This window comes from Candidatus Methanoperedens sp. (genome assembly GCA_027460525.1).
In the GTDB taxonomy this organism is placed as follows: Archaea; Halobacteriota; Methanosarcinia; order Methanosarcinales; family Methanoperedenaceae; genus Methanoperedens.
In genome coordinates this window covers 29,180-43,985 of record JAPZAS010000032.1, presented here as the reverse complement: position 1 = coordinate 43,985, position 14,806 = coordinate 29,180, and the positions used below count along the sequence as shown (strand labels likewise).

Annotated in this window: 14 protein-coding genes; 6 read left to right on the top strand and 8 right to left on the bottom strand. The window is 46.6% G+C overall.

Translation table 11 applies throughout. From position 1 onward, the window contains the following. Positions 1-72: 72 nt before the first annotated feature. Positions 73-840 carry a DUF128 domain-containing protein gene (locus O8C68_11165; protein ID MCZ7396351.1) on the top strand — a complete coding sequence of 256 codons (768 nt, stop codon included), beginning with the start codon at positions 73-75 and terminating at the stop codon, positions 838-840. Positions 841-1,004: 164 nt separating this feature from the next. Here O8C68_11165 and O8C68_11160 read toward each other — a convergent pair whose 3' ends face one another. The 3 genes from O8C68_11160 to hemB form a co-directional block, all read right to left on the bottom strand. Further along, positions 1,005-1,676, bottom strand: a complete 672-nt coding sequence (locus O8C68_11160; GenBank protein ID MCZ7396350.1) for a hypothetical protein — start codon at positions 1,674-1,676, stop codon at positions 1,005-1,007. A 79-nt stretch (positions 1,677-1,755) separates the two neighbouring features. Next, complete coding sequence (locus tag O8C68_11155) at positions 1,756-2,190, bottom strand: DUF2227 family putative metal-binding protein (protein ID MCZ7396349.1); 435 nt, start codon at positions 2,188-2,190, stop codon at positions 1,756-1,758. Continuing rightward, positions 2,190-3,164: a porphobilinogen synthase gene (gene hemB / locus O8C68_11150; GenBank protein MCZ7396348.1), complete on the bottom strand. Its 975-nt coding sequence runs from the start codon at positions 3,162-3,164 to the stop codon at positions 2,190-2,192. The genes O8C68_11155 and hemB overlap by 1 nt, the downstream gene beginning before the upstream one ends. 108 nt (positions 3,165-3,272) lie before the next feature. On the opposite strand from hemB, the gene O8C68_11145 reads away from it, so the two are divergent. Together O8C68_11145 and O8C68_11140 are read left to right on the top strand one after the other, a co-directional pair. Then, positions 3,273-3,809 carry a hypothetical protein gene (locus O8C68_11145; protein MCZ7396347.1) on the top strand — a complete coding sequence of 179 codons (537 nt, stop codon included), beginning with the start codon at positions 3,273-3,275 and terminating at the stop codon, positions 3,807-3,809. A 98-nt stretch (positions 3,810-3,907) separates the two neighbouring features. Next, positions 3,908-4,471, top strand: coding sequence for a hypothetical protein (locus O8C68_11140; GenBank protein MCZ7396346.1), 564 nt, complete (start codon positions 3,908-3,910; stop codon positions 4,469-4,471). Between the two features lie 57 nt (positions 4,472-4,528). Here O8C68_11140 and clpB read toward each other — a convergent pair whose 3' ends face one another. Next, the gene (gene clpB / locus O8C68_11135; protein MCZ7396345.1) at positions 4,529-7,126 is read right to left on the bottom strand and encodes an ATP-dependent chaperone ClpB; all 2,598 of its coding nucleotides are present in this window, start codon (positions 7,124-7,126) and stop codon (positions 4,529-4,531) included. A 20-nt stretch (positions 7,127-7,146) separates the two neighbouring features. Next, positions 7,147-9,705: a valine--tRNA ligase gene (locus O8C68_11130; GenBank protein ID MCZ7396344.1), complete on the bottom strand. Its 2,559-nt coding sequence runs from the start codon at positions 9,703-9,705 to the stop codon at positions 7,147-7,149. A gap of 158 nt (positions 9,706-9,863) precedes the next feature. Here O8C68_11130 and O8C68_11125 point away from each other — a divergent pair, with 158 nt between their 5' ends. Then, complete coding sequence (locus O8C68_11125) at positions 9,864-10,853, top strand: metal-dependent hydrolase (protein ID MCZ7396343.1); 990 nt, start codon at positions 9,864-9,866, stop codon at positions 10,851-10,853. Positions 10,854-10,876: 23 nt separating this feature from the next. Here the strand turns inward: O8C68_11125 and O8C68_11120 are convergent, their stop codons facing one another. Both O8C68_11120 and pscS read right to left on the bottom strand, forming a co-directional pair. Continuing rightward, a complete protein-coding gene (locus O8C68_11120; protein MCZ7396342.1) occupies positions 10,877-11,890 on the bottom strand; it encodes a DUF169 domain-containing protein in 1,014 nt (337 codons plus the stop codon). Positions 11,891-11,975: 85 nt separating this feature from the next. Then, positions 11,976-13,163 carry an O-phospho-L-seryl-tRNA:Cys-tRNA synthase gene (pscS, locus tag O8C68_11115; protein ID MCZ7396341.1) on the bottom strand — a complete coding sequence of 396 codons (1,188 nt, stop codon included), beginning with the start codon at positions 13,161-13,163 and terminating at the stop codon, positions 11,976-11,978. Between the two features lie 138 nt (positions 13,164-13,301). Here pscS and O8C68_11110 point away from each other — a divergent pair, with 138 nt between their 5' ends. Further along, complete coding sequence (locus O8C68_11110) at positions 13,302-13,859, top strand: CBS domain-containing protein (protein ID MCZ7396340.1); 558 nt, start codon at positions 13,302-13,304, stop codon at positions 13,857-13,859. Between the two features lie 100 nt (positions 13,860-13,959). Here O8C68_11110 and O8C68_11105 read toward each other — a convergent pair whose 3' ends face one another. Beyond that, a complete protein-coding gene (locus tag O8C68_11105; GenBank protein MCZ7396339.1) occupies positions 13,960-14,466 on the bottom strand; it encodes a hypothetical protein in 507 nt (168 codons plus the stop codon). Positions 14,467-14,581: 115 nt separating this feature from the next. On the opposite strand from O8C68_11105, the gene O8C68_11100 reads away from it, so the two are divergent. Beyond that, on the top strand, positions 14,582-14,755 hold the full coding sequence (locus tag O8C68_11100) for a hypothetical protein (protein MCZ7396338.1): 174 nt from the start codon (positions 14,582-14,584) through the stop codon (positions 14,753-14,755). Positions 14,756-14,806: the final 51 nt, after the last annotated feature.

The window sequence follows — 14,806 nt, the reverse complement described above, 5'->3', positions numbered from 1 at the left end:
ATACTTTCTTATTAGACGGGATTATCAAATTCGGTATATTTATAACACATAGTAATTATACATGATTGCTGAATGAAGATGCCCGACATAATGTTCATAACCTCACGAATTGAAAATATGATGTATGAGGTAACCTTTGACCCCACAAAACGCAAAGGCAACATAATAGTAAATATCTCCATTGTAAACGAATCCGATTTTAAGAGAGTTCTTGGTCTCATCAAACAGGCTGTCCACAGCGGTCTATCGGTAAGCCCTTATATCAAAATAATATATCCCGGTGAAAAAATCGGGAATGTAAAGATCGAACGCGGGAAGATAGGAATAGCCACAGCCTGCAGCATCACGATAGACGGTGTGTTGCTTAAGGCAGGAATACCTGTTAAACCTAAATTCGGAGGCGTGGTGGAAATACATGACGGCTCGCCGTTGCGATTTACCGATATCCTGACATACGAAAGCACAACAATCGACCCGCTCGATGTACTGATGTCGCAGGAACTCACATCGGTAACCGAGATGATCAATACAGGTTCTGGCAAGATACTGGCAAATCTGAGGGAAGCTCCAATGGATGCCCGCGATAAGATAGAACAGGTGCTTGATTCGCTTGTCGAAGCAGGATTTTCATGTATACTGGAAGTGGGGGAACCCAATAACGATATCCTGGGCGTCCAGGTGGGAAGGGACAAACTTGGTATTGTGGTGATAGGCGGCACAAACCCGATGGTACTTGTCCAGGAGCATGGTATTGATATTGATACGCAGGAGATGTCAATACTTCTAGATATTGAGGAAATGGCGCACATAGACGAGTTGAAATTGGAAGGAACTCATTAGCTCCTTATGAGATTGTATGCTGTTCTGGGACAAACTATTTAAGTATCCATGACCAACAATTAATAGGGTGATTTAAATGACAATAAGAAAGATTAAAAAAGTCAAAGTGGGAATGTGTAAATGTCATTCCTCCTGCGTATAACTAAATTCTTATTTTTATTTTTTCAATATCTTTTATTAAATAGTGGATATGCAAATCGCCAAGTCGAAGGGTCTTTATCTCCTGCATCATCAAAATAACCAAAAATATTAACCTCAACGACCGTTTTCCCCATATTCTTGTCGAGTTCCTCACCAAGAGTCTCCGGGGTCATCAGGTTGTTTGTCTGGGGTTCAAAAAAATACCATGATGTGGAGCCGAGTACCGTTGATTTGAACGATACAATTGCATGCCCTGACCCATCGGAGAATGTAACGGCAGCAAAATAAGCTTTGTATCCAGCCTTTTCTGAGGCGTTTATCATATCAGCGGTGTACTGACCGCAGATATATTCCAGCGGCGTGTACGACCTTATATTGAGATTATGATTCCTGAACCAGTCCACATATGCTCTATAATTGACTTCCATGGCATTGGATCTGTTTTCATATAGCGATGCACTGGGTTTGTCATCAACTTTTTGAACAACCTCGGTTGGCTGGACAATAGCTGCTGGCGTATAAGAAGCAATCGTCCCTGGTACAGGGGTGGGATAAGGAGTTGGAGAGGGGTTTTGGGGTACTGTTGAAGTATTCAGGCCTTCTTCAGTCGTTATGCATCCTGTAAATAACACAAAAATGAAGATAAACAGCAGGCAATACCTGTTCAAATCTCTATCACCTGGTATTTTCACCATGCAACAATAAACATGCCATGGTAGTACCTATGGAGAAAGAGGATATTAAACGTGGCGGCTTCGAATCCATTGCCAAAAGTCAGAACAAACTATCCAGTATTACATGCAGTGCATTGGCTATTATTATTCCGCTCAGAAAAATAAAAACGTGAATAGATGAAAACATCGTCTCGGGCGGTAAAGACTTGAACAGAAGATAATATACACCGAGAATTATAAGGCTGATATACAATATTCTGACAACCGCTCCGTATACGATATTATGGGAACTTTGCCCGTGCTTGAATATCCACTTGTATGGAAGCCATAAAATTTTTAGTTTACCCCACCTTTTCATAGCGGTGCTTTCAATATCAAGGTCAGGGGTTATGAAATCGGTGCCTATATAAAAACCTGCAACAAAAACAAGCAGTTGTTTCAGGCTAATGACCGGTATTTTCCAGACATAAAGTAAGGCTACAATGGTGATAAAAAGCAAGTAATTGAATATTCTATGTACATTATAGCCGGGCATTATTCAGAATTCAATTCACGAGCCATGTCCTTTGCAAAGTAGGTAAGAATCATATCCGCTCCTGCACGTTTTATCGAAACCAATGACTCATACACCACCTTGCGCTCATCCAGCCAGCCGTTCTGTGCAGCAGCTTTTATCATGGCATACTCACCGCTGACATGGTACGCTGCAGTGGGCATCCTGAACTTCTTCTTTATTCGGTAAATGATATCAAGGTAGGGGAGGGCGGGTTTGACCATTATGATGTCCGCACCTTCCTCGATATCGAGTTCGACTTCACGCAGCGCCTCATCTGTGTTTGCGGGGTCCATCTGATACGACGAACGGTCGCCAAAAGTAAAACCTGAACAGGCTGCTTCCCGAAAAGGTCCGTAGAATGCAGAGCAGTATTTTGCAGCATAGGACATTATAGGAATGTTCTGGAAATCGTTATCGTCAAGTGCACGACGTATAGCTCCAACCATGCCGTCCATCATCCCTGACGGTGCAACCATGTCTGCGCCTGCGCGGGCGTGGCTTACCGCAATCTTCCCATAAACAGGAAGGGTTGGATCGTTCTGGATTTCAGTACCGCGTACCAATCCGCAATGTCCGTGGGATGTATATTCATCCAGGCAAAGGTCGGTTATGACAACAAGATCTTCTCCGACCTGGCTTTTTATGGCCCTGACCGCTTTCTGGATCACATCGTCATCCCCGTAGGCATGCGAACCAATCTCGTCTTTCTCTTTTGGTATTCCAAACAGTATAATAGCCGGTATCCCCAGCTCAGCGATGCATGCTGCCTCATCTGCAACCATCTCAAGGGGCATGCGGAAATATCCAGGCATGGAATTTATCTCAACAGGCTCACTTGCGGTTTCATCGGCAAAAACAGGACAAATCAGGTCTTTAACATCCAGTGTCGTTTCACGTACAAGCGGTAAAAACTTAGGCGAGCGCAGCCTTCGCATGCGAGTGGTCGGGAACATATTTGTTTTATTGGATGGAAAGTACTTAATGATTACCGAATAAACGAATAAATAGAAATCTATATTACTGAATAAAGAATTTATGGTGTCGTGAGGAGAATTTAGATTGTGGATCCAAAAAATAAAACTTTGATACCTTTGATTATCATATTCTTCATCTTTGGAATAGCGGTAGGGTATGTGGCTCATAAACCTGTGACGATTGAGAAAATTGTGACCGTAACTGTTACACCAATTCCGACACCGACTCCAACTCCGACATCTTCACCTGCTCCAACTCCGAGCCCCACGCCTGCTCAGACTGCCGCTCCCAATGTGAGCGACTTTATTGTAAAGGATTACTTTAACCCTTCCATAGATATTCCGACTTATACAATACAGCTTAGAAATTTTGGGTATGCAGATCCTAATTCTTTATACATTCATCAGGGAGAGAGTGTCTTAATTAAGATTACTGATACTTCTCTGGCATATCCCATGACAATTATCTTGAATTCGTCATACTCCAAGAACCTTGGAGTAAGCGGCGCTGCCTTTGTTACTTTTAATAATAAGGGAAAATACAGTTTTAAAGCTATCATTCCTTCAAGTCAAATTGGTACAAACCCACGAACGTATGCAGAGGGTACAATAACTGTGTATTGATTAAATATGTTCTTGAGATCCACGGTTCTACCAATGTCATTTTAGACAGTTCATCAAAAGATAGAAATCTATATACTCAATAAAGAATTCATTAGGGGTTGAGAAGATTTGAGATTATGGCTCCATTAAATAAAACATTAATCCCTTTGATTATCGTATTCTTCATTTTTGGAGTGGCGATAGGGTATGTTGCTCATAAACCTGCGACGATTGAGAAAATTGTGACTGTAACTGTTACACCAGTTCCGACACCTTCACCCAGTCCAACTGCAACCCCTTCGTCTACTCCAACCCCCACCACTTCACCTACTCCGACTGTCACTCCAACTGTAAGCGACTTCATTGTGAAGGATTATTATAACCCATCCACAGATATTCCGGATGCAACAGTAACATTTGACCAAAACAACAATGTAATCCCGAGTCCCGTATCTGTTCACCCCGGACAATCTGTTTTGATCAGGATCACTTCTCAACCGTTACGTTACCAACTGACGCTTATCCTGAACAATTCGTATCAAAAATACCTTGGAGGATCAGGCGGCGCTGCCTTTGTCACTTTTAATAAAGAGGGAACATACCCTTTTAAAGGTGTTATTCCTTCAAGCGACCCCAGTATATCACCAAAAACCTATGCAGAAGGTACAATAAATGTTTATTAATTATTATTTCTTTTAAACCACCAACAAGCAATTACAGTCAGGACGTTATTTTTTGATTTAACTCCCGAGTTTCCTGAACACGAGCTCATCCTTTTTCACATCAACTTTCACGGCATCCCCCTCCGCGAACTCCTTATTGAGTATCTTCAACGCGAGGGGGTCAAGTATCCTGTGCTGGATGGTGCGTTTGATGGGTCTTGCCCCGTATAGCGGGTCATAACCTGCCTTTGCTATGAAATCCCTAGCTTTTTCGCTAAGAGAAATGGTGATCTTCCTTTCAGAAAGGCGCTTGCTCAATATCCCGAACTGGATATCCACAATCTTCGTGATCTGCGGGAGCTTTAATGAATTGAAAATAATGATCTCATCCAGGCGATTCAGGAACTCGGGTTTGAACTGGCGGTGAACCATCTCCATCACTTTCTCCCTCATTTCATCCTCTTTGTCCCCGAGTTCGAATATCCACTGGCTTCCGATGTTGGATGTCATGATGATAACAGTGTTCTTGAAGTCAACCGTGCGCCCGTGGCCGTCCGTAAGCCTGCCGTCGTCCAGTATCTGGAGCAAGAGATTGAACACATCGGGATGCGCCTTCTCGATCTCATCGAAAAGAATGACCGCGTACGGCCGCCGCCTCACCGCCTCAGTTAGCTGGCCGCCCTCTTCATAACCCACATAGCCAGGTGGAGCGCCTATGAGCCTTGCAACCGTGTGCTTTTCCATGTACTCGCTCATATCAAGCCGGATCATGGCAGCCTCGTCATCGAACAGGAACTCGGCGAGCGCGCGCCCGAGTTCTGTCTTGCCCACGCCCGTGGGGCCCAGGAACATGAACGAGCCTATGGGACGCTTGGGGTCGGATATGCCGGCGCGACCTCTCCTGACAGCGTTAGCCACAGCGATGACGGCTTCATCCTGCCCCACCACCCGCTGCTTTATTCGCTCCTCCATGTGGACCAGTTTCTGCATCTCACCCTCGAGCATCCTGCTCACAGGTATGTGCGTCCATCGTGAGACGACCTCGGCGATGTCCTCTTCATCCACTTCCTCCTTGAGCATCTTCTGGTCTTTCTGAAGCTCCACGAGTTTTTTATTTTCCTCTTCAAGCTGTTTTTGGAGGTTAATCAATACGCCGTAGCGGAGTTCAGACGCTTTCTCAAGATTTCCTTCAAGTTCCGCTTTTTCAGAATCCATGCGCGTTTTCTCGATATCCTCCTTTATCTTCCTTATTTTCTGGATGGAATCTTTTTCAAGCTGCCAGTGGGCTTTCATCTGGCTGCTTCTCTCTTTCAGGTCTGAGAGCTCTTTATCTATCTTTTCAAGGCGTTCCTTGGAATATTCGTCTTTTTCCTTCTTCACCGCCTGGCGCTCTATCTCAAGCTGCCTTATCTTCCTCTCGATGTCGTCAAGCTCGGCAGGCATGCTATCTATCTCTATCCTGAGCTTCGACGCAGCCTCATCGATAAGATCGATGGCCTTATCGGGCAGGAACCTGTCTGTAATGTAGCGTTGGGACAGGATTGCGGCTGCGATGAGCGCGGCGTCCTGTATCCGCACGCCGTGATGCACTTCGTATTTTTCCTTGAGCCCGCGCAGGATGGATATTGTCTCATCGACGGTGGGTTCTCCCACAAGTATTGGCTGGAACCTCCTCTCAAGCGCAGCATCCTTCTCGATGTATTTTCGGTACTCATTCAGCGTGGTGGCACCGATGCAGCGCAGTTCCCCTCTGGCAAGGGCGGGCTTGAGTAAGTTAGAGGCGTCGATAGCGCCTTCCGCCGCTCCTGCTCCCACTACGGTGTGGAGTTCGTCAATGAAAAGAATGACCTTGCCTTCCGAATCCTGCACTTCTTTTACCACAGCCTTCAGGCGCTCCTCGAACTCACCCCTGAACTTGGTACCGGCCACGAGCGCGCCCATATCGAGGGCGACCACTCTTTTGTCCTTGATATTCTCAGGCACATCTCCAGCAAATATCCGGAGAGCCAGGCCTTCAGCTATAGCTGTTTTCCCGACGCCGGGCTCCCCGATGAGCACAGGGTTGTTCTTTGTACGACGGGAAAGAACCTGCAGAACCCTGCGTATTTCATTATCGCGTCCTATCACAGGGTCAAGCTTCCCGCGAGCAGCAAGTTCTGTGAGGTCGTGACCATATTTTTTGAGCGCCTCGTATTTCTCTTCAGGGTTCTGGTCTGTGACGCGGGATGAGCCTCTTACTTCCTTCAGGGTTTTCATGAGAGAGTCCTTTGATACACCGTTCTCTTTCAAGATTCGCGCGGCGATGCCCCCTTTCTCTTCCGCTATGGCGAGCAGGAGATGCTCTGTGCTCAGGTATTCATCCTTGAGATTCTTCATCTCTTCAAATGTAGCCTCGACAGCGGTATTCAATCGCGGAGAAATGTAAATCTGACCCCCGCCAGCACCTTCCACGCGCGGAAGGTTGTCTATTTCCTCTTCAAGTTGTGAGATTATTCCGGCAATGCCGGCGCCGAGTTTCTGGAGAATCTGGAGGGTTAAGCCTTCTTTCTGGTTGATGAGGGCAAGGAGGAGGTGCTCCACCTCAAGCTGCTGCTGGCTTCTATCAATTGCTATGCTCTGCGCATCTGCAAATGCTTCCTGGGCTTTTATGGTGAATCTGTCGAATCGGATGGGCATTTGGATACCTTATGGTTTAATCACTTTACAATAACGACAACCACGCTTCCCACTTCCAAGACATCCACAGCTTTTCCTTTTAAAAGCTTTTCCTTTTCCACCGTGAAACATGAGGAGTCAAGGATGATGTTCTCCCCGTCCACAGAAAGTGCTATGCTTCCTGAATCTGCAAGTTTGGGGTCCGCTTTCCTGAGGGCTTCTGCAATGGGTTTTGCCTTGCTCCTGTATGTCCTGCCGAGAATCTTCATGTTCGGTATGATTTCATGAGCAACAAGCTCAAAATCGGGTTTTCCGGTCTTAAGTGAAATTCTTGAATTTGCCGCCCCTGCAATATCAGAACCATCTGTGATAGAGGAATATATCTCTATATTCGCAAGTGGAGAATTTAATGCCATGCCGTGTTCTGATTTATAGCGCCTGATAGCAGAAGTTATCTCTTTTATCAATTCGCCTGTCGTCTCGGCCTCTTCATCGATGAGCGATTCATTTACCTCCGGCCATGCCTGAAGATGCACGCTCTCCTTCTTTATGTGGGAATATACCTCCTCGGAGAAATACGGCAAAAACGGCGCAAGAAGCCGTGAAAGTGTTTCAACCGTAACAAAAAGCGTATACTGGGCAGCCTGTTTTCCTTCGGCTTCGCCGTATAACCTTGATTTTGCAAGCTCTATGTAGTTATCCGCAAGAATATCCCATGCAAATCCGCGGATTGCCTTGAAGGTCTCATCAAACTGGTAAGCATCCATCTTTTCCGTTGCGTCTTTCACCAGCCTGTTCAACTTGCTCAGGAGCCATCTATCAACAGGCTTGAATTCCGCAGGCTTATCCGATATATGCGGCAGGGAAAAACGCACAATGCTCCAGAGTTTCTGCAAAAAGCGCGAGCCTGCGACTACATCCTTCCACGAAAAAATGATGTCCGAGCCCGTGGTGCCTCCTATGGCAGCCCACTGCCTGAAGGCATCGGCGCCGTGCTTTTTGGTCACCTCTTCAGGCACAACGAAGTTGTTTCGGGATTTGCTCATCTTGTGACCGTCCTCGCCCAGCACCATGCCGTTGAGCAGTATGGTATCCCAGGGCTTTGTATCAAGCAGTGCTTTTGCCCTCAGAATCGTATAAAAAGACCATGTGCGGATGATATCATAACCCTGCGGCCGAAGCTGCGTGGGCAGAAGCGGAGCCCTGCCTGGGCTGAGCCAGCCTGCAACGTGAAGCGCCGAGATGGATGAATCCATCCATGTATCAAGCACATCCTCTTCGCCCTTCCACTCCGAGGAACCGCATTCACACGCCTCAGGCGGCTTTTTTTGTGTCGGGTCAAGCGGAAGCCATTCTTCTTTTGCAACCCTGGTTTTACCGCACTTACCGCAGTACCACGCAGGGATCGGCGTGGCAAAAATCCTCTGCCTCGAAATGCACCAGTCCCATTCCATGGTGCCGGTCCAGTTCTCAAGCCGCACTTTCATATAATCAGGAACCCATGTGATGGTATTTGCAGTGTCCAGTATTTCTTCAGAGATGATCTTGACAAACCACTGTTTCTCGGAAAGAATCTCGATTGGCGTCTTGCAGCGCCAGCAAAGCCCCACGTTCTGGGGCAGCTCCTCCTGCTTGTAAAGAATCCCATTCTTTTTCATGTCCTCGATTATGGCTTTCTTGCACTCCTCTGTGCTTTGCCCCGCATATTTTCCTGCAAGTTCCGTCATCTTACCCGTCCTGTCTATGGCTTTGCGAAGCGGAAGGGCATGTTCAACCCACCATCTCACGTCCTGCTTGTCGCCAAAGGTGCATATCATGACCACGCCCGTACCAAAGGAAGGATCGACGCTTTTGTCAACAATTACTTTGACCTTATGACCGAAGACAGGCACGCTTACCTCGGTATTCACATGCTCGCGAAACCTTTCATCATCAGGATTAACTGCAACCGCTACACAAGCCGCGAGAAGTTCAGGTCGCGTGGTTGCAATCGTAAGTTTATCAAAATTGAGGTAATTCAGAATAGTACTTCGGGAATCGTATTCGACTTCGGCGAATGCTATAGCGGTTTCGCATCTCGGGCACCAGTTCACGGGATGGTTCTGCTGGTATATCATGCCGCTGTTGTACATCTGCACGAAAGACCTCTGTGTTTTTACGAAGTACGAAGGCTCCATGGTTATGTACTCGTTGCTCCAGTCGATGGAGAAGCCAAGGCGACGCAGGCTTTTTCTCATGCGCTCGATATTCTTTGTGGTGAGTTCAACGCAGAGGCGCCGGAACTCTTCGCGAGATACCTGGCTCTTTGTAATGCCATGCGCCTCTTCAACCTTCACTTCTGTTGGCAAGCCGTGGCAGTCCCAGCCTTCGGGGAACATGACGTTGTAGCCCCGCATCCTCTTATATCGCGCCACGAAATCTATATAGCACCAGTTTAAGGCATTGCCTATATGGAAATTCCCGGTCGGGTAAGGCGGAGGTGTGTCGATTATGAACCTGGGTTTTTCAGAGTTCCGGTCAAAATAATACATGGAGTCCTGCCATGCATTGAGCCATTTTTCCTCGATAGCGTTGTAATCGTATTCCCTGGGAATTTCCATATTGCCGCTGTGATGAGTTGCATGATTAATAGAATTATCGGTTTTGGAGATACTTGAATATCCAGATTCCCCAAAATGTATAACTCAGGAGTAGAATGGATACTTGCTGGCACGGTATGGTTTTATAGCGGGGAACAGTAAACTAAAGAGGCGATATAATGGACCTTCTCTCTCATGGACTCCTTCCGTATCTGCTCGGAAATTTCTTTAAACGAAGGAAAGAAGAAATCACCGCCCTTATCCTCGGCGGCATAGCTCCCGATTTTGATGTCTTTCTCCTGTGGATTAACTATCTGTACCCCACTCCCTACCTCATCACGCATCGCGGCTTGACCCATTCCCTGTTTTTCGGGTTCTTTGCTGGCATGATAGTACTTTATCTCGCTTCACGCAACCGTGTGAAAACCATAGTCCGAAAGTACGTCGATTTCGAACCAGTTATAAATTTCCGCACAGTGATGTTCGCCTATGCAGGGGTGATCATCCATCTTTTTCTGGACTATTCCACAACCAGAGGTGTCCCGTTTTTTTATCCTTTCCAGGCTTCAAGATACTCAGCTGAAGTATTTTTCTACACGGACATATATCTCACCATATTAAGCCTGGTAATTATAATAATTTTATATAAAAAACCATTGCAGACGCGTAACACCACGAAATTCTTAGTTGTGTTCCTCTTAGCATTCGCAGTGCTTGGAGGTCTTCGAATTGCTGAAAAAAACAGCGCGGAGCAATTCTTTCGTGGAACGAACCTGGAAGCCTATCCCACCATGAATCCTTTTGAATGGTATGTTCTCGGAGAAGATAAGGATAAAATCAGGATATACGAATACAACGGACTTCGGCAAAGCTCGATGTACAATGAGACAGTTCTACGAATGAACATAGTTTCAAGCGGAGAAAATCTGGATGCGGCTCTCGATGCGGCAGGTGGGCTGCCACAGGTATGGATGTTCAAATGGAGAGCCTATGCTGTAGCCATCAATGCCTCATCACACGACGGGGTATGGTACCTTGATTACTATGACCCGATGCAGAGAGCGATGATACGGGGCGCCCCTTCCGCATTTTTCATGAGGATAAATGCCCCGATTAGAGTTAAAGTGGAGGCAGGAGTGGCGGTTTTATTGGAGAGAAACGCTGGTTGAATATATAATATATCGTAAAAATTTTAGCTTGCAAATTTTCTCTTAACCTTTTCCGCTTCCTTCAATATCGTATCTATCCCTCCCCTGACAAGCGCCTCGAACCTCTCACCGCGCATACTCGCCCTGTTCAGCGTCTCGCCGAGGTCTACGGGGAGCGCGATATCAACCCAGTTATCCCTTACCCCGTGAAGCAGGGGTTCCTGGAGTATCTCCTTTACCCGTTCATTAACTTTGGATGCCGTCTCGCTGTCCTTGAACTTAACCGGGATATGCAGCGTCAGAGAGGTAATTTTACCCTCTTTATCCTTTGGCGTGTACAGCCGCACAATCTCATTCCCGAAGCGACCGAAAAACTGGTCTGTACCCTTACCAAAACCTATCTTTTCAATAGCATCTACCGCATTTGCGGGAATATCATCCATGATGCAGCCGCACAGCGCGCTTGTAATTTCCTTCTCTTCCGTACTCTCTGCAAGGCGAATAAAATCCGGAAGTGGAAAGCCCATCACTATTTCATCGTCCCGGTATCCTGAGAACATCCTTGCACCGTTGCAGAGCATGGAGAGGTTCACTTTTTTCTCCATGAAAGGTATGGCAGTACACTCGCCGCATACTGCAAATTCTCCCTTGAATTTCACCTCTAACGGCTGCTTTTCATGCAACTGCGCCAGGACAGTGGAGATGCGCATTATCTTGCGCGGAGTACCCACGACTATAACGACATCCGGCTTCTTATCAGCTTTTTCAAGGGGCTCAACGCTCACGAATTTTGTGTTCGCTGGCTTGATCCTGGGATAGACCTCACCGTAACACGGTTCTGTGAATCCAAGCGCAAGTTCCCCGCTTGTGCATGTTAGTTCTTCAACGCCAAACACGAAACTCTCGCCGTATACCGCACTTTTTCTCACCATTTCGCAGAACCTCATTGGCTGCATGCTGGTTTTCTGTGCTGAACCGGTTATGATCCTGACCGCCACAGGAGATGACGGCAGTTCGAAAAATTTCCTGAATTTCATCGATAATTCTGCATATTCCATAAACCGACACCTCAGTTTACGCGGTGTTGGGGTATGCATTCGCATACCCCTCGTTTGATCAATTTTTTTAAAAAATTGTTCATCGTTATTCCTCAACTCTTATCCCGTTTTCTCTTGCAATATCCTTGAAAGCACTGGCTACATACTCTACCTGTTCCCGCTTCAAGCCGTATGTATTGATCTTGAAATTCTTGCTCATGCCGGGATGAATTCCAAGTATCTTTCGCTTCTTCAATTCGTGGTAGAGGAAATATCCCCGGCGCTTATCTCTATCGGCAATCTCATGAAGGGGCAGGCTCTCAAAATTCATCAACGTGTGCTGTTTCGGCTTCGCCCCCATCTGGTGGAAGCCCTCGATTTTCTCAAGCTCGTTTACGAAATACTGTGCCTTTTTGACCTCCTCGTCCCAGTGCTTTACCCTCTCAACTACAGCAGGGAACGATGCCATAAGCGTTGCTACAGGCGCACCGAAGACAGGCGAGCATCCAAACAGCGCAATTTCTTTTTTCGTGAATCCCCTGCCGCTCCAGTCGCCTCTACAGATGGATTTGGTGAATAGCTTGCTGCTCCACTCGTATGTGGTGGCTAATATTCCAATGGGGGCTGATGCAGCCCAGCTCTTGTGCCCCGAGCCGCACAGGAAGTCCACATGGAGCTTCTTGCCGTCCACCGGCATTATACCCGAGGAATAAGCGGTATTGAGCAGGTATGGAACTCCATATTCCCTGCATATACTGCCCACCTTCTCGGCATCTGCCAGATTGCCGTATCTGTAATCCACGTGAGTGAGCAATGCCATCGCCGGCAGTTTGCCCGTCTTCTGCTCGACTTCGTCGAATTTCCTGGCATAGCCCTCGATATCTATCTCAAATCTGGGATAGCCGTTATGCGGCACTTCCACGATATTCAGTTTATTCGCCTCTGCTGCAAGATATGACGTATAATGAGCGAGGGCATCCAGCACTACTGTGTCGCCAGGTTCGCATATCATGCGCATGGCAGCCCATTTGGCATGCCGGCATCCTGCTGTGAACCTGACATCGTCCATATTCAGGAATTCAGCCGTGTCCTGCGTGAAATCATGGACAGGCGGCTTCTCTACCAGATCCACCCTTGCCTCAAAGCAGTAATCGCATACCGAATAGCCGTCGCCGAATTCAAGCAGCGCTTTGCGCGCTTCTGCCGTCAGCACGCCCCCGCGCTGGATCGGGTGTACGTTGACGTAGGTGTCCGAGACGCCGCGGGTGAGGTTTTTGTATTTGTTAAGTTCCATGATTAGCAACCTCAAAGAGGTTATTGATGACTTATAATTAACGGAAAAGGCAAAGACGCTGGAGAATAGGCTGCCTCGTAATAATATTCCTTGCACAATAGTAATGCTAATATATAACTTATTACTCATAGTAATATAATGTCCCTCCCAACGCCAGACGACATAAAGAAGCTCAGGCTTGAACTCGGTCTGACCCAGCATGAGCTCGCTTCACGCGCAGGCGTGAGCCAGCCCCTGATTGCGCGCATAGAATCGGGAGACGTTGATTCAAGGCTTTCCACCCTGCACAAGATATTCAATGCCTTTGATGCTGCCAGAAAAGAGAGGGTAGTGGTGAGGAATATAATGCACTCTCCTGTAATACATACAAGTTCAGGGGATTCGATAGAGGATGCTGCCAGGATTATGGAAAAACACGGCTTTTCCCAGATGCCTGTAATCGATAATGGCGTCCCTGTGGGCAGCATCTCTACAGATCAGATAGTTAGCTCAATGACAGACCATGATATAAAAAAGGTGTCCCACCTTCATGTGCGGGATATCATGGGCGACTCGTTTCCAACTGTCTCGCCCACAGCGGATGCAAACACGGTTTCAAGGATTCTTGAGAAAAATCCGGCAGTCCTGGTGCTCGAGGCAGGAAAGGTAGTTGCTGTGATGACAAAGCACGATATAATGAAGATGTTACGAGGATAGCAGGATATTAATCTATCCAGCACTCTTATTATCTAAGTCCCTCAAAGAAGGATTACAGGTAGAAATAGAGCTTTTTACCTCAAATACGTCTAAATCCGTCTTAACGATTTATTTTTAATGTATACTCACTTGGCTGGTAACCTTCAGCCAACATCCACAGGGTTACATTGGTGCTATTGATGAAATGTGATTTTTCATTTCCAAACGCATAACTACTGCCTACACTTTGAAGAGTGAACGATTTTTCTTCAAGAATTTGCCCATCACTCACAATTTGTGCTTTTATTGAGATAGGAGTATTTACTAGACTAGATACTTGGACTTGCACTGAATTAAGCCCATATGTGCCATTTCCCCATATCGAAGGTTGCTTCATTCGTGCATCCACATAGATAGCGCCTGACAGTTGTCCCATGGGTGTTGTCGGTTTAGGTGTTGCTACCGTTACTGTTGGTGTTGCTGTTGCTATTGGTGTGGCTGTTACTGTTGATGTTGTTGTTACCGTTGGTGCAGGAGTTGGTGTAACTCCTTGCTGCCCTACACATCCCGAAAAGAGAATGACCAGTCCAATGACAGTTATAAGAATGATAGATTTAAATTTTACCATATTATCCCAAGGGTTTTAATCACCTATTATAATATAAAGTTGTCGGTTTTATTCTCGGATTGTAGAGTCCTGACCCGGCTGGATAAACCCTAAATACTCATAAATTAATATAAATATGTCCAGAACTACGAATTCTGGAAAAAATCGTGTTGATAGGTCCTTGCGGGAGAACGGCAGAGCCAATATCGATGACCGTACAGACAACCCCAATGCGGTACACGCGACAATGCCTGACACAAGGGTTACGGAATGGACTGCGGATAAACCAGTGGATGAAGTTCTGAGTTAGTGTCAGGCGACAGCATAAATCTCGTATTTGAATATCGGGGTTTTTCCCTTC

Excerpts from the sequence above, each read along its gene's own strand:
- O8C68_11110 (MCZ7396340.1), top strand. The coding sequence starts at position 13,302 with ATGTCCCTCCCAACGCCAGACGACATAAAGAAGCTCAGGCTTGAACTC.
- O8C68_11120 (MCZ7396342.1), bottom strand. The coding sequence starts at position 11,890 with ATGGAATATGCAGAATTATCGATGAAATTCAGGAAATTTTTCGAACTG.
- O8C68_11125 (MCZ7396343.1), top strand. The coding sequence starts at position 9,864 with ATGGACCTTCTCTCTCATGGACTCCTTCCGTATCTGCTCGGAAATTTC.
- O8C68_11100 (MCZ7396338.1), top strand. The coding sequence starts at position 14,582 with ATGTCCAGAACTACGAATTCTGGAAAAAATCGTGTTGATAGGTCCTTG.
- O8C68_11155 (MCZ7396349.1), bottom strand. The coding sequence starts at position 2,190 with ATGCCCGGCTATAATGTACATAGAATATTCAATTACTTGCTTTTTATC.
- O8C68_11165 (MCZ7396351.1), top strand. The coding sequence starts at position 73 with ATGAAGATGCCCGACATAATGTTCATAACCTCACGAATTGAAAATATG.
- hemB (MCZ7396348.1), bottom strand. The coding sequence starts at position 3,164 with ATGTTCCCGACCACTCGCATGCGAAGGCTGCGCTCGCCTAAGTTTTTA.
- O8C68_11160 (MCZ7396350.1), bottom strand. The coding sequence starts at position 1,676 with ATGGTGAAAATACCAGGTGATAGAGATTTGAACAGGTATTGCCTGCTG.
- O8C68_11105 (MCZ7396339.1), bottom strand. The coding sequence starts at position 14,466 with ATGGTAAAATTTAAATCTATCATTCTTATAACTGTCATTGGACTGGTC.
- pscS (MCZ7396341.1), bottom strand. The coding sequence starts at position 13,163 with ATGGAACTTAACAAATACAAAAACCTCACCCGCGGCGTCTCGGACACC.
- O8C68_11130 (MCZ7396344.1), bottom strand. The coding sequence starts at position 9,705 with ATGGAAATTCCCAGGGAATACGATTACAACGCTATCGAGGAAAAATGG.
- clpB (MCZ7396345.1), bottom strand. The coding sequence starts at position 7,126 with ATGCCCATCCGATTCGACAGATTCACCATAAAAGCCCAGGAAGCATTT.